Annotated in this window: 19 protein-coding genes; 7 read left to right on the top strand and 12 right to left on the bottom strand. The window is 35.8% G+C overall.

What is annotated here, in order from left to right; genetic code table 11:
- Positions 1 to 41: 41 nt before the first annotated feature.
- From QQZ16_RS21195 to QQZ16_RS21165, 7 genes are all read right to left on the bottom strand, one after another.
- Entirely contained in the window at positions 42 to 806 is a 765-nt protein-coding gene (locus tag QQZ16_RS21195; RefSeq protein WP_235252527.1) for a YibE/F family protein, read from the bottom strand.
- Entirely contained in the window at positions 803 to 1,942 is a 1,140-nt protein-coding gene (locus tag QQZ16_RS21190; protein ID WP_419181476.1) for a YibE/F family protein, read from the bottom strand. The genes QQZ16_RS21195 and QQZ16_RS21190 overlap by 4 nt, the downstream gene beginning before the upstream one ends.
- 105 nt (positions 1,943 to 2,047) lie before the next feature.
- Positions 2,048 to 2,419, bottom strand: coding sequence for a DUF423 domain-containing protein (locus QQZ16_RS21185; protein WP_048717306.1), 372 nt, complete (start codon positions 2,417 to 2,419; stop codon positions 2,048 to 2,050).
- A 67-nt stretch (positions 2,420 to 2,486) separates the two neighbouring features.
- On the bottom strand, positions 2,487 to 2,780 hold the full coding sequence (locus QQZ16_RS21180) for a YwdI family protein (RefSeq protein ID WP_031540149.1): 294 nt from the start codon (positions 2,778 to 2,780) through the stop codon (positions 2,487 to 2,489).
- Entirely contained in the window at positions 2,777 to 2,956 is a 180-nt protein-coding gene (locus QQZ16_RS21175; protein ID WP_031540148.1) for a hypothetical protein, read from the bottom strand. Before QQZ16_RS21175 ends, QQZ16_RS21180 begins: the two co-directional genes overlap by 4 nt.
- Before the next feature lie 190 nt (positions 2,957 to 3,146).
- The gene (locus QQZ16_RS21170; RefSeq protein ID WP_048717304.1) at positions 3,147 to 3,824 is read right to left on the bottom strand and encodes a uracil-DNA glycosylase; all 678 of its coding nucleotides are present in this window, start codon (positions 3,822 to 3,824) and stop codon (positions 3,147 to 3,149) included.
- Between the two features lie 14 nt (positions 3,825 to 3,838).
- The gene (locus tag QQZ16_RS21165) at positions 3,839 to 4,588 is read right to left on the bottom strand and encodes a DUF4230 domain-containing protein (RefSeq protein ID WP_235252525.1); all 750 of its coding nucleotides are present in this window, start codon (positions 4,586 to 4,588) and stop codon (positions 3,839 to 3,841) included.
- Between the two features lie 199 nt (positions 4,589 to 4,787).
- Between QQZ16_RS21165 and QQZ16_RS21160 the strand changes: the two genes are divergently transcribed.
- The gene (locus QQZ16_RS21160) at positions 4,788 to 5,114 is read left to right on the top strand and encodes a general stress protein (protein WP_031540142.1); all 327 of its coding nucleotides are present in this window, start codon (positions 4,788 to 4,790) and stop codon (positions 5,112 to 5,114) included.
- 639 nt (positions 5,115 to 5,753) lie between these two features.
- Here QQZ16_RS21160 and QQZ16_RS21155 read toward each other — a convergent pair.
- Genes QQZ16_RS21155 through QQZ16_RS21145 form a run of 3 tightly spaced genes read right to left on the bottom strand, consistent with a single transcriptional unit; the run spans position 5,754 to position 7,486 of the window.
- Positions 5,754 to 6,776 (bottom strand): MoeB/ThiF family adenylyltransferase, encoded by a 1,023-nt coding sequence (locus QQZ16_RS21155; protein ID WP_284561754.1) that lies wholly within the window; start codon positions 6,774 to 6,776, stop codon positions 5,754 to 5,756.
- An 18-nt stretch (positions 6,777 to 6,794) separates the two neighbouring features.
- A complete protein-coding gene (gene moaD, locus QQZ16_RS21150) occupies positions 6,795 to 7,028 on the bottom strand; it encodes a molybdopterin converting factor subunit 1 (RefSeq protein ID WP_031540224.1) in 234 nt (77 codons plus the stop codon).
- Entirely contained in the window at positions 7,025 to 7,486 is a 462-nt protein-coding gene (locus QQZ16_RS21145; protein ID WP_031540223.1) for a molybdenum cofactor biosynthesis protein MoaE, read from the bottom strand. The genes moaD and QQZ16_RS21145 overlap by 4 nt, the downstream gene beginning before the upstream one ends.
- A 269-nt stretch (positions 7,487 to 7,755) precedes the next feature.
- On the opposite strand from QQZ16_RS21145, the gene pdxK reads away from it, so the two are divergent.
- The 3 genes from pdxK (at position 7,756) to bshB2 (ending at position 9,754) form a co-directional block, all read left to right on the top strand.
- Positions 7,756 to 8,577, top strand: coding sequence for a pyridoxine/pyridoxal/pyridoxamine kinase (gene pdxK / locus QQZ16_RS21140; RefSeq protein ID WP_031540222.1), 822 nt, complete (start codon positions 7,756 to 7,758; stop codon positions 8,575 to 8,577).
- Between the two features lie 111 nt (positions 8,578 to 8,688).
- A complete protein-coding gene (locus QQZ16_RS21135) occupies positions 8,689 to 9,036 on the top strand; it encodes a YojF family protein (protein ID WP_031540221.1) in 348 nt (115 codons plus the stop codon).
- Positions 9,037 to 9,088: 52 nt separating this feature from the next.
- Positions 9,089 to 9,754 (top strand): bacillithiol biosynthesis deacetylase BshB2, encoded by a 666-nt coding sequence (bshB2, locus tag QQZ16_RS21130; RefSeq protein ID WP_031540220.1) that lies wholly within the window; start codon positions 9,089 to 9,091, stop codon positions 9,752 to 9,754.
- A 60-nt stretch (positions 9,755 to 9,814) separates the two neighbouring features.
- Here bshB2 and QQZ16_RS21125 read toward each other — a convergent pair whose 3' ends face one another.
- Positions 9,815 to 10,765 (bottom strand): alpha/beta hydrolase, encoded by a 951-nt coding sequence (locus tag QQZ16_RS21125; RefSeq protein ID WP_235252523.1) that lies wholly within the window; start codon positions 10,763 to 10,765, stop codon positions 9,815 to 9,817.
- A 264-nt stretch (positions 10,766 to 11,029) separates the two neighbouring features.
- The gene (locus tag QQZ16_RS21120) at positions 11,030 to 11,479 is read right to left on the bottom strand and encodes an SRPBCC family protein (protein WP_031540212.1); all 450 of its coding nucleotides are present in this window, start codon (positions 11,477 to 11,479) and stop codon (positions 11,030 to 11,032) included.
- Positions 11,480 to 11,689: 210 nt separating this feature from the next.
- On the opposite strand from QQZ16_RS21120, the gene QQZ16_RS21115 reads away from it, so the two are divergent.
- The 3 genes from QQZ16_RS21115 (at position 11,690) to QQZ16_RS21105 (ending at position 14,153) form a co-directional block, all read left to right on the top strand.
- The gene (locus tag QQZ16_RS21115; protein WP_235252521.1) at positions 11,690 to 12,424 is read left to right on the top strand and encodes an ABC transporter ATP-binding protein; all 735 of its coding nucleotides are present in this window, start codon (positions 11,690 to 11,692) and stop codon (positions 12,422 to 12,424) included.
- The gene (locus QQZ16_RS21110) at positions 12,414 to 13,436 is read left to right on the top strand and encodes an ABC transporter permease (RefSeq protein ID WP_235252519.1); all 1,023 of its coding nucleotides are present in this window, start codon (positions 12,414 to 12,416) and stop codon (positions 13,434 to 13,436) included. Before QQZ16_RS21115 ends, QQZ16_RS21110 begins: the two co-directional genes overlap by 11 nt.
- A 66-nt stretch (positions 13,437 to 13,502) precedes the next feature.
- Positions 13,503 to 14,153, top strand: coding sequence for a TetR/AcrR family transcriptional regulator (locus QQZ16_RS21105; RefSeq protein ID WP_284561753.1), 651 nt, complete (start codon positions 13,503 to 13,505; stop codon positions 14,151 to 14,153).
- Positions 14,154 to 14,231: the final 78 nt, after the last annotated feature.

The raw sequence follows: 14,231 nt of genomic DNA, 5'->3' as shown, positions 1-14,231 counted from the left end.
AAAAGGGAATGGAAAAAATCCCTTTTTTTACGTTATACAAGCTATTTAGATATTTTATGCTTCACCAAAAAATAAGCAGTTATCCATGCAGTAATAGGAATGACAAGTGTAACACCAGTTCCTGCACTCAGAATTGTAATCATTTCTGCACTGAATATTTTTGAATTGATGATTTCTCCTATTGAATAGGATAAGTCCTTAAACCAAATTAGCAGGGCAATATATCCGCCAAAGAAAGCGAAAAATAATGTATTTGTACTTGTTCCTAGAATATCTTTGCCAATACTTAATACAGCCCTGTATAATTCCCCTCTACTAATATGAGGATTGTGAAAATGAATTTCACGCATTGGCGATGAGATGGCCATGGCTGTGTCTGTAATGGCACCAATTGTACTCATGATAATTAAAGAAGTGCCAATTTTAATAAAATCTACACTGATAGTAAAGGAAAACATACTAAGTTCCTCTAATTCTTCGACCCCAAATCCCTGAATCATTGCTTTATTCGATAGGTAGAGAATAAACACGAGCAGAAGAATAATCGTAATCATGGTGGATAAGAATGCCGTCTTTGTTTTGATATTCACTCCATTAATATAAAATAGGTTGATACAGCTAATTACTATACTTGCAAATAGGGTTAGGATAATCGGATTTATGCTTGGGTTAGTCATGAAAATCGTAATAATAATAACCACACTAAAGTTAAAAAATAGTGCAAAAAACGAATTTACTCCCTTTGTTCCACCTATAATGCTCATTAAGATAAATAAAATAATACCTAGCACCACTAATACATTCATTCGCTTGCTCGCTTTCTGTTAACGAAAAAAATAGTTATATATAAACCTATCGGAATCGTTAACACAATTCCTATACCGCCAGCTAGCGCTCGTGCCAATTCTAATGATAGATTCATCGAGAGTGTAAAACCTAATGGCGACGCATTTTTAAAATAAAGGATAAGCATTGGTATTGTTCCACTAATATAGGCAAAGAGCAAAATATTCGTCATGGTTCCCATTATATCTTTTCCAATCTCTCTTCCTGATGTTATTAGCGCTTTAACTGATATATTGTTATTCTTTTCATATAATCCAAATATGGAAGAAGACATCGTAATAGCTACGTCCATCACAGCACCGAGCGACCCAAGAAATAATCCCGCTAGAAAAACCAATTTATAAGGACGAGTAATAAATTGTAGCTCCTCATAGCGAAGACCTTTTTCTGAAGTTACCCATAAAACGAAGTAAGTAATGGCTAAAGAAAGAAAAGTACCTAATAAGGTTGCTATAATCGCTGCATATGTTTTTTCATTTCGTCCACTTACGAGTATAAGAGAAATAATCGTAAATATAATAACACTGATACTACAAATTATAAGGAGACTTTTCTCTGAAGTGTTTACATAAACATCCAATGCAATCGATAATATAATGGCATTAATGACTAAACTAAACAGAGAAAACAGTCCTTGCCATTTACCTACAAATAATAAGGAAAAAATAAAAACCCACGTAATCATCAACAAATATTTATCCCGTTTTACATCGTCAACACTTCCTTTGAGGTATCCATTCTCTCCTACCTCGGAATCGATATGAACGAATAACTCGCTTCCAATATGATATTCATCATTATTAGCCTTGGAGGAAGTAAATTCATTCGTTAGGTATATTTGCTTCCCTTTTTCCTTTCCGTTTTTTACTTCTCCAATAATCTGCTGTGTAAATAATTTATCTTTATTATTTACATGATCCTTTATTTCAGCTTGGTTTAGTAGTTCCGTTTTTACTACTTCCACTATAGGCCTTTCATAAAAAGAGTAGTTATTATGAACAAAAATAATCGAGCCTATAAAGGTAAGTAAAACAATACTAATAAAGCCTTTCATTTTTCTGCTCGTTTCCGTAAATTTTTTAATCATTTGTTTCAAGAGCATCCTCTCTACTAAAAATTTTATCCTTCAATCAATAACAAGAAAAAAGGATAGGTAAGAATATTTTATCTTCTGCTCACCTATCCTTTTTTATTTATCTTCTTACATCCACTTCCATACAGCGATAATAACTAATAGCCACGCGGTCAAAAATGCTACGCCACCTATTGGTGTAATAGCTCCTAGTACTTTGATCTGGGTAACTGCCAATATGTATAGGCTTCCTGCAAATAGAATAATGCCAATAAACATTAGCCACCCTGCCCAGTTTAACAAGCTGCTTGCTGGAAACTTCCCTAAGAGCAAGCCAATTAGTATTAAGCCTGTACTATGGAACATTTGATATGTTACTCCCGTTTTCCATGTTTCCAAATATTTATCTGGAATTTTACCTTCTAGACCATGGGCACCAAAGGCTCCTAAACCAACGGACAATAATGCATTGATGGCTCCAATAATGATAAAAGTTTTCATTTTTATCTCCTTTTTTCTTGCAGATTATTGGTATCATGAAATTCCTTCATTTACAAAACTATCCGATCTAAAAATCAAATAAAGAATCGCCATTTCCTTCAGCCATCTTTATTTTATTTGTTTGTGTCTGTATCGGTTGTTGTTTTGGAATGGTTAATGGTGCTTGCATAGCTTGGAAGGATGGCTTTTGCACAGGGTGCTGGTAGGTTATGCTTTCTTTCCCCTCTTGTTCAAGTACTAATTCGCATAAGGATTTAATAGCGTAAACTCTTTCCCTTATTCTTGCATCCGAATCGCTTGTCTTTGCTTCTAGTAACTGATCCTCTATTTTAGCTAACAATTGCTGTACAGATATATTCATTTCATCCCTCCTTTTGCCTGGAAACGAAGGCACTCTTGTCCAGATGCTCTCTTTACTTCAACGGAAGGCATCGTTCTTCCTTTAAATTGAAACGCCTTACATCCTTTAGGGAACTGACTATCCCATGTTACATAGTAGAACTTACATTTATAACAATTTACCTTATTCTTTTCCATTCCATACCCTTTCTTAATCCATTAAAGAAAAACACAAGCAGAGGCTGGGACATAAGTATCCCAGCTTTAAAATAAACCAGAAAACGAAGTAGCCAACAAAAATCCGCGTACTTTCTTTGTTTGGGCTTTTTTAGCGTTTTTTGAATTTGCTAGTGCTATAATCCTCAGCCTATATATTTCCTTTATTATATTATTCTTTTACTAAAAAATCATCTATGCACCAATTAATAGGAGTCTTCCCTCTATTTTCAAGCATTCTATTAATGGTAGAAAACGGCCTGCTTCCTAAAAACCCTCGATGGGCTGAAAGGGGACTTGGATGTGTTGATAAGATAATGCCATGCTTTTCTTGGTTGATGAGAGCAAGTTTTTTTTGAGCTGGATTACCCCATAACACGAAAATGACTGGCTCCTCTCTCTCATTCAACATGTGTATCACTTGATCTGTAAATTCTTCCCACCCTTTTCCACGATGAGAATTAGCTTGACCTGCGCGAACCGTTAAAACCGTATTTAGCAATAGTACCCCTTGCTCGGCCCAGCTTTTTAAATAGCCATGATTTGGAATCGGACAGCCCAAATCATGATATAGCTCCTTATAAATATTTTTTAAGGATGGCGGTATTTTCACTTCTGGCTTAACAGAAAAGCTTAATCCATGTGCCTGATTTGGACCGTGATAAGGATCCTGTCCTAAAATGACTACTTTCACCTTTTCATAAGTTGTGTATGATAAACTATTAAAGATGTCTTCCTTTTTTGGATAAATAGTGAATTCACTATATTCCTTTTCTAAGAATGCTTCTAATTGGATAAAGTAATCCTTTTGGCGCTCCTTTTCTAATAGCTGTTCCCAGGATGTAGCCATCCCGTCTCCCTCCTTTATTCCCCTTCAAAGCTTACTTGAACAGAATAATCTAGTCTTCCATAGAATTCCTTCAATATTTTTTCAGCATTTTCCTCCGCTTTCACTAAAATACCTTGGTCTATTGCTTCTTCCTTCATGACTTCCTTTGCTTCATCCATTAAACTATAGGCTTCTTCCCATTCCACATCTCCTCTAAAAATTCCAGAAACAGAATAAGTCTCTACTTCATCAAAATTAATAGCAGGATCTTGAAGAAAAGCTGCTTTAGGTAATAAAATGGTGATCGATTTTTCTTCTTCGTTGATTTTAAGTTGGTCTTCCGTTAATTTTGATAAATCGACTCCTGCTATAAGTGTTCCCGGTACAACTAACAATATCTTTCTTTTTGTTCCAGGAATATTTGTCTCAATCTCTTTTCCAAAAATCTCATTATCTTCTTTTTCTAAGATCGTTTTTACAAAGGCTTGAGAAGTGGCTAATGTCGATAAATCTTTCATCTGTTCTAAATACGCTCCTGTTTTTACAACAGGCTCTTTCGGAAAAGCAATTTTCCACAATCCAACTATCCCAACTATTAAAAGTATGATTAAAATACTTAAAAAAAGCATGATTTTTTTATTTAGCCTTCTCTTTACTTTATATAAACCAAATGAGGGAAAACGAATCCCCCTTCTGTTATTTATCTCCATTGTTGCACTTGCTTGCTCCTTTTTTCCTGCTCGTAGTTCTCGATTAATTTGTTCTTTTTCTCTTTTGCTTACCATTCGACCCCTCCTGTTTCTATTAATCTCTTCTTTTATTATATAAGGAAATTTGTCGATTGTGGGGATATTTATCTATGTACAATTTCCCAAATGTCGAAAGATGAAAATATTACCAATAGATTAGGTGTTTCATCTTGTTTATAGAAGGCTATATAAAATACATAGATAAATTCCACTATTATAATAGGAGGTTATCATTATGTATAAAGTTGAAGTAGTAGAAAATGGTGTACAAGCAAGTAATATTATTAATTCGTTAGAAAACCAAGGCTATAAAAAGGAAAATATTTATATTTTCGCACATGATAAAGACCGATCAGAAGATTTATCAAATGCGACAGAAACAGGAAATGTATCCATGAAGGAACAAGGATTACTTGATTCTATCAGCAATGTTTTCCGAAAAAGAGGAGACGAATTGCGTTCTAAAATGCAATCAGTCGGCTTAACTGAAGCAGAAGCATCTAAATACGAGGAAGTTTTGGATACAGGTAAGTTAGTTATTGTTGGTTCGCTCGAACAATAAGAAAAAGAGGCTGGGACAAATCTAAATAACTAATCTTTAAAGACGAACAATCTCTAATTTAGCTCTTAAATAAAGCTACTTTTTCATATTAGTTATTTATGGTTTTAAATATATTCAAGTGTAAAAACTAAGTCGTTCCATTGCGCTACAGACGGTCGATGCGCCGGGGAGGAAGCTGAGCCTCCTCGCTGCGCTGCGGAGACCACTGAAAAACTGATAGCTATTGATGCTTGGTCGTAACCGCCTTTTAAACTTAGATGTGTAAATTGTTTTCCGAGGTGACCACATGACTCATGGGGCGAGCGCCGAGCCGCTTCGTCGCTACGCTCCTGCAGGGTCTCGGACTTTCTCGCTGCTCCCATAGGAGTCAAGCGGACACCTCTCCAAACCAACTTATTATTCGCTTTCAAATAAATAAAACCTCATTTTATTTGGAGAACTAGACTTTTTCAGTGCCCTCGCGCTGCGGGGTCTCAGCCTTTCCTCTATTTCCCGCAGGAGTCGACCGTCCTCCGCTCCATTTCACTTCATTTTTAAACCTTTTTCTAAAATATAAATACGAACGATCATGTAAACTTACCGCATAATCGTTCGTATTTATTGTAGCTGAAATGTTTATGTCCCAGCCTCTTTTTCTATCTAACCGAGTAATTGATCGTATAGTGTTTTTGCATATATGCTATCATTTGTTTCATGTATCAGGGCTCTTCCGTCTCGGAAAAACACAACTCTGTTTCTTTCTAGCTGAACGGACAATAGAAATGGATTTTGTTTTACTGCATATCCTTTCTTTTGAAAACTTTCTGCAAGTTGTTGAAAAGGAATATCCTTAGGAATGGCTGGACGAATTTGCACGGTTTCTCTTCCGCACAACACAGCTACCTTCGTTTGGTTTTCTTTTTCCAAAAAAGGATAGGTCCGATTATCTCCACATGTAGGACAATCTACTCTCTTTGCACGACTAACTTTTATGTTTTGGTAGTCATTTTTCCATAAATCGAATGTCAAAAAAGTTCCACGTAATGAGACAATGTCCCCAATCAACAGCTTTAGCGCTTCGGTTACCTGATGAGAAACCACCAGTTGAACAGCTGGAGCAATGATTCCTACCCTATCACAAGTCATCCCGGTCATAGGCATTGATTGTAATAGACAATGTAAACAAGGGGTCTCTCCTGGTATAATCGTGTAGCTCATTCCTGAACTTCCCACACATGCGCCATATATCCATGGAATACCATGCTTTACAGCTAAATCATTTAGGATCATTCTAATTTCCATATTATCTGTTGCATCTATTATTAAATCCACATTTTTAGCTAGATGTTCTAATAACTCGACTGTCGCTTCCCCAACAATTCCTTGAACATTGCATTCCCGATTAATTTCCTTTAATCTTCTTTCAGCAGCAATAGCTTTCGGCATTCGTTCCTTCGCATCTTCTTCTGTATATAATTGCTGGCGCTGTAGATTGCTTTTTTCCACATAATCTCTATCTATAATGGTAAGACTCCCAACCCCACTTCTGCATAGCATCTCTGCAAGAGACGAACCTAAGGCGCCTGCCCCTACTATGAAGACATGCTTCTCTCCTATTACTTTCTGTCCTTCTACTCCAATAGAGTTGAATAACATCTGCCGGGAATACCTACTTTGCTCCACTTCGCTCTTCTCCTTCCTTTACCCTCCACTAACAGGTGGTATAAATGCTACTCTATCGTTTTCCTTAACGATATCCTCATCCATTGCAAATTCTTCATTAATTGCAACCATTACTCCTTGAAGAGATAGAGTAGGATAAGTATGTTGTAAGTGTTCTTTAATTTCGGCTATCGTCTGTTGCTCCCCCTCTAATTTTAACGTTTCACTACCTATCGTTTCTTTCACTCCTGCAAAAAAAAGCAATGTTATCATCCAAAATCCTCCTCACTTGGCTTGCCATTTACATACATTTTGGTACCCTTTTGATTTCCAATCCATTCTTCACCAGTTTCCCAATGCTCTTTTTTCCAAATTGGAACAATCTCTTTTATCCTTTCTATTGCATATTGATTTGCTTCATAGGCATCCTTGCGATGAGGGGTTGAAACAGCAATAACTACTGCCACATCACTAATCTCAAGCTTCCCTACTCGATGTGATATCGCAATTTCAATATCGCCCCACTTTTCCTTGACCTCCTCGCCGATTAGTTCCATTTTTTTTATTGCCATTGGAATATATGCTTCATATGATAAATAGAGTGTTTTCTTTCCTGCGGTCATTTCTCTCACTGTACCAATAAAAGTAGTCACAGCACCTGCATTTCTTCTTATTACTTTATCCATAACATTTTGTATATTAATTGGATGATCTATTATTTCAAAACTCATATAGATTCCTTTCTTCCTGCATCCGTTTTACTCTTTTCTTATCGAACTATCATCAAGTATATATATAGATTACCATAAATGTAGACAGAATTCTCTCACTATTCTCACCTCTTACACAATTTTCGTGAATGGTATGCAAAAAGGTTCTGTAAACCAAACTAAGAAAGAAGACGAAAAAGTTGTAACCTTCATTAAAATGGTCTACAATTATTCAATCAAACAAAATTACTTTTCACTTAAAAATGGCAATTACATAGGAGGCATAACAAATGAAGAAAGTATTAACTTTAGCAGGATCTGACACAAGCGGTGGTGCAGGTATTCAAGCAGATTTAAAAACATTTCAAGAACTCGGTGTTTATGGAATGACTGCCTTAACAACGATTGTTACAATGGATCCAAAGAACCATTGGCATCATAATGTTTTTCCTCAAGATATCAATACAGTTAAATCGCAATTAGAGACCGTGTTATCTGTTGGTATTGATGCCATGAAAACAGGAATGCTTGGATCTGTTGAAATCATCGAAGCTGCTGCAAAGCTAATTGATGAGAATGATATTAAAAACGTTGTCATCGACCCAGTTATGATTTGTAAAGGGGAAGATGAAGTACTTCATCCAGAAACGGCAGATGCCCTTCGTGAACTGCTTGTACCAAGAGCAACTATCGTAACACCTAACCTTTTTGAAGCATGGCAGCTTGCTCAAACAGATAAACCAATTAAAACAGTGGAAGATTTAAAAGAGGCTGCTGTAAAAATCCATGCACTTGGACCAAAATATGTTCTAATTAAAGGTGGAAGCAAATTAGGACATGAAAAAGCGATTGACCTTCTATATGATGGAAAAGAATTTACGATTTTTGAAAGCGAACTAATTGATACTACGTATACACATGGAGCAGGTTGCACAAACTCTGCGGCTATTACGGCTGAACTAGCAAAAGGAGCTTCAGTAGGAGAAGCTGTTCAGACAGCAAAAGACTTTATTACTGCAGCTATCCGCAATGGTTTTAAATTAAATGAGTATGTGGGACCAACTATGCACGGAGCATATCGTAATGAAAAAGAAAAACTTAGCGTGAAGTAAGAGCCTCTAAAACAATGAATGTATGGCATATCTCCTTTTTAATAGATAAATAATTGCATGCCTAACCACTTTTTGTCCAATCCATAAACTAGTAAAAAGGAGGGATGTTTTTTGGAATTTGTACAAATCGAAAAAGTACAAAAAGTAATCGATCGTTTAAGCGAAAAAGAAATATATATTCACTTAGAAACGACAAATGGTGCCTATGCAAATCATAATGATGAAACCTTCTTTAACTCTGGTGCTTATATCCGTAATGCAAAGCTATCCTATGAATACGGCAAGATTACAGGTAACGGCCCTTATCGAATTGGCTTAAAAACCGCTATTGGCTGGGTTTATGCTGAAGGTATTACCCATTATGAAGTAGATGATAAAAATAGATTGTTATTAGCAGGCTTAGATTTTACGGGGAAATTAGCAGTAGCACTAGAAATAAGTGAAACACCCTTTGAATAATCAATAGAACGAGTGTGTAGTTTTTACCATTCTACGAAAGGAGGATTATATAATGGAGACAGAAAGACAAGTATTAGTTATTTTCCCCCATCCAGATGATGAGGCATTTGGTGTATCCGGAACGATTTCTAAATTTATACACGAAGGTGTTCCAGTTACTTATGCTTGCTTAACACTAGGGCAAATGGGAAGAAATTTAGGAAATCCGCCATTTGCCACAAGAGAATCCTTGCCAGAAATTCGCAAAAATGAATTACAGGAAGCTGCCCGATCAATGGGCTTAGAGGACCTTCGTATGCTAGGGTATCGAGATAAAACGATCGAATTCTTAAAGGAGGAGGTTCTAGTCAATGAATTTACCGCGTTACTAGATGAATTAGATCCTTCTTTAGTAATCACCTTCTATCCAGGATATTCTGTTCACCCTGATCATGATGCTACAGGAGCAGCTGTTGTAAAAGCAATTGAAAAAAGAGAAGCATCTAAACGACCAACACTTTATTGTGTAGCCTTTTCCAAAAACTGTGAAGAAGACCTAGGACAACCGGATATTGAAATCGATGTTCAAAATTTTGCAGAGCAGAAGGTCGCAACCATTGCTGCCCATCTTTCCCAAACACAACAATATGCAGCCACTCTTCAAGAAGGGCTAAATAATCAAGAAGCTGATGTTTTAACTCGATTATATACCGAGAGATATTGGACCTATAAATTTTAATATGAAAAAAGCAAGCACGGAAAATTATTCTGTGCTTGCTTTTTTTACTATAATTCATTATTATGCCTTTATCCAAGCATTAGCAAGCATTAGAGCTCCTTTCGCTGCTTCTGTATGAGCTAATGCATGGAGCATCACAAAGTCATGAATGATTCCACCAAAGCGAGCAGCTGTTACATCTACTCCTGCCTCACGAAGCTTATTGGCATAGGCTTCCCCTTCATCTCTTAATACATCTGCTTCTGCTGTAATGATTAAAGCCTTTGGCAGACCACTTAATTGCTCTTTTGTTGCTCGTAAAGGGGATGCTGTAATTTCCGCTCTTTCTTCTTCGTTTGTAGTGTATTGGTCCCAAAACCATTGCATTCCATCTTTTCTTAAAAAGAAACCTTCTGCAAACTGTTGATAGGATTCTGTTTCAAAAGATGCATCTGTTACAGGATAAAATAACAATTGCTTTTTTATAACGGGACCTTTACGTTCTTTTGCCATTAATGTGATTGCCGCAGACATATTCCCACCGACACTATCACCTGCGACAAAAATATTATTTGTATCAAAGTAATAGTCTGCTCCTTTTTCTGCAATCCATTCCAATACTGTATATACTTCTTCTATTGCAATCGGATATCTCGCTTCAGGAGATAAGCTGTAATTTGTAAATACAACCGCTGCATTTGACCCAACCGCTAGTTCACGAATTAAACGATCATGTGTATGGGCATTTCCAAATACCCATCCTGCACCATGTGTATATAAAATAACTGGTAGTTTAACTGCAGATGTATGCTCTGGACGGACAATTTTAATGGAAACTTGATTCGTTGGTCCACCCTCAATAAACAATTCCTTTACTTCCACAGGTAATTTTTCTATCTCTCCAGATTGTACTTCATCTACTGCGACCCTTCCTTGTTCTGGCTCCAAATCGAATAAATATGGAGGGTTAGCCGTATCTTCTGTAAACTTTTTAGCCGCTGGTTCTAATATAATATGATGTTTGTTTTTCATGAGTATCCGCTCCTTATAATTTTCTAAAATTAAATTGTGCACAACTAAAATAATTAAAATTTTTTACTCCTATTCGCTATATGATTTCTTCTCATTAGCATAGAGAGTAACATTTTTATAACTTATGGTTAAAAATTATAAAATTAAATTGTGCACAACTTAATTTTATAATACCCATTTCCCTTCTTTAAGTCAACCTATTTTTAAAAAAAAGCTGAATAAAAAGTCTTTTCTAAAAACCTTTTGCCTCAGCTCTTCACACTATTACAAACTTTCTACTACCCCTTCTAACACTTCTTTTGCATTTTGGACATGATCACTATCTTCTGATTTCACCATTTTCACAAGAAAGCTTCTCATTAGTCGCATTTTGAGCCCTTTAACATGAACGGTTCCTGCAAACTCTACTTGAGTACCTTCAGGAATCTCTGAAAAACGATATGCATAGTCAATAGTTAATCCATTCGAGCTACTACGTCGTGTAAACCTTACATTTTTTTCATAAGATAAATATTCTATTTCTGCATACACCTTATTACCCCGCACATTTCTAACTTCTGTATATTTTGTACCGACGCCTATCGGCTCATCTGTTTTTTTCTCTGTTGATTCCACTTTATTCATATATTCTGGAGCATTTGCCATATCTGCAAAATAGGCAAACACTTCTTCAATGGGCTCACAAATAATTACACTCGCATTAAAATCAGCCATTTTTCCACCTCAATAGGATCTCTCTTTTTTAATTTAATTATTTCTATTATAGCGAATACCATATGGAATTGAATAATTGATTTCAAAAGTTCCATGGAATGTAAGCAGATATTTATTGAAAATGAGTGATTACTCACTTTACAAACTGTTTCTTCTATCGTAATATATGAAGTGAGTAATCACTCACAAACTTAGAAAGGTGGTCTTTACATGATTGTGCCATCCATTGTTTCTGTTAAAAACCTTTCCAAATCATTTGAAAAAAAACGAATTTTAAATGCTATCGACTTACAAGTTTATCCTGGCGAAATTTTAGGATTGCTCGGTCCTTCCGGAGCTGGAAAAACAACACTTATAAAAGAGATTATTGGTTTAGATTTACCTGATAATGGTTCCATTCATGTATTGGATGAAAAAATGCCAAATCTGAACATAATGTCAAAAATCGGATATATGGCACAAGCTGACGCTTTATACCAAGATTTAACCGCTAGAGAAAATCTTGATTTCTTTGCTAGATTATATGGATTAAAAGGAATAGAGAAGAAAAATAGAATCGAAAGTACTGCCATTTTAGTAGAGTTGTCTGAACATCTTTCCAAGCCTGTATCCCAGTATTCAGGGGGAATGAAAAGAAGGTTATCTATTTGTATTGCACTGTTAAACAATCCAAAGCTTCTTATTTTAGATGAGCCTACAGTAGGGATTGATCCAATTCTCCGAAAAGCTATCTGGCAAACCTTCAACAAGCTTAAAGAGAATGGGACGTCGATTATTGTAACTACACATGTTATGGGTGAAGCAGAAAAATGCGATCGACTAGGAATGATAAGAAATGGTCAACTTATTGCTATCGATACTCCAAGCAACTTGATGAGTAACTGTAATGCACAGACGATGGAAGAAGCATTTTTATATTATGGAGGTTTAGCAAATGAGAATTAATGCACTGGTATTGCGCATTTTGAAACAGTTCTACCGTGACAAACGAACCCTTGCATTGATGATTTTAGCTCCTATTCTCATATTAACTTTAGTAAATCTAGTATTTAATGGGGATGACTATGAAACAAAAATAGGGTTAATTAATGTGCCAGAGCCCATAAGTACAGCCTTTGAAAAAGAAGATTTACGAACCTCCATCTATAAATCGGAAGCAACAGCAATAGCCTCGTTAAAGGCTGGGGACATCGATGCTTATTTCGCTGTAGAAAATGGAAAGACCAAATTAATGGTAGAAGGAAGCGATCCCTCCATTAGCAAAGCAACGACAGCAAAGATACAGGGAGCCATGCAAAGTCTATCTCCTAATGAAGCAGCAATTGATGTAGACGCACTTTACGGCTCTATTGATATGAAACAATTTGATGCATTCGGTCCTATTTTACTTGGATTTTTTGCATTCTTCTTTGTTTTTCTAGTAGCCGGTGTATCCTTTTTAAGAGAAAGAACAACGGGTACATTAGAACGATTGCTTTCGAGCCCTATTAGAAGATGGGAGCTTGTTCTCTCCTATATCATTGGCTTTGGTTTATTCACAATGGTGCAATCAGGAATCATCGTCCTTTATTCGGTTTATGTACTTCATATGTCAAACGCTGGTTCCATTTTATATGTATTATTAATTACATTACTATTGGCATTAGTAGCACTTACATTAGGAATTCTCCTATCGTCCTTTGCCAATAATGAATTACAAATGATTCAATTTATTCCTATTGTCGTTGTACCACAAGTATTCTTTTCTGGATTATTTAACTTAGATACGATATCTTCTGCTATTAGTTGGATTTCTTACTTAACTCCTCTATATTATGCAGCAGATGCCCTGCGAGAAGTAATGATTCGTGGCAACGGGTTTATGGAAATAGTAGGATATCTCGTTATATTGCTTGGCTATTCCATTGTCTTGATGATTATTAATATCTTTGCTTTGAAAAAATATCGCAGTATCTAAGTTATTACATTTTCCCTTCACTATCTTATATAATTAGAGTAGATTGTATGGATAAAGGAGTTTCCTATGAATAATAGCGAGAATATATTAGAGATTATTTTGAAAGAAGAACAATCGATAACAGATAAGCAGAAAAAAATATTGATAGCTGCCATTGATGCGTTTTCTGAGAAAGGTTATGCAGCCACCTCTACTAGTGAAATTGCAAAAATGGCAGGTGTGGCAGAAGGGACGATTTTCCGTCACTACAAAACGAAAAAAGATTTACTGCTAACGCTTCTCTCTCCACTATTAAGCACGTTGATTGCACCAAGAGTGATTAAAGATTTTGACAAAGTGTTAAATGTTTCTCATCATAACTTTGAAGATTTTCTACGCGCAATTGTAAAAAATAGAATGGAATTTCTGCAAAAAAATAATACATTATTTAAAATTTTAATACAAGAAATCCCCTTTCATGATGATCTCCGTGAAACATTTAAAAATCAGATTGCCGTGAAAATCTTTGGTCGTTTTCAAGAAATCATGGAGTCCTATAAAGAAAAGGGAGAGATTATTTCTATTCCTTCTTTTAGCTCTGTTCGTCTAACAGTTACTTCGATTATTTGTTACTTTATCGCTCGCCATATCCTCCTTCCCGATATACAGTGGGATGACGAAGAGGAAATCGAACGAACCATTCAGTTTATTCTTTTTGGATTAAAACCTCGTGAATAGGCCATTCTTATAAAAAAAACGGTGGATGAACTCATTAATACTAAGTTCATCCACCATTTTTTAGTGCGAGCAAAAAAT

Origin of the sequence: Bacillus sp. T2.9-1, assembly GCF_950097965.1 — a bacterium.
Lineage (GTDB): Bacteria > Bacillota > Bacilli > Bacillales > Cytobacillaceae > Niallia > Niallia hominis.
The sequence above is the reverse complement of the archived record's forward strand: the minus strand, read 5'-3'. Positions and strand labels throughout refer to the sequence as shown.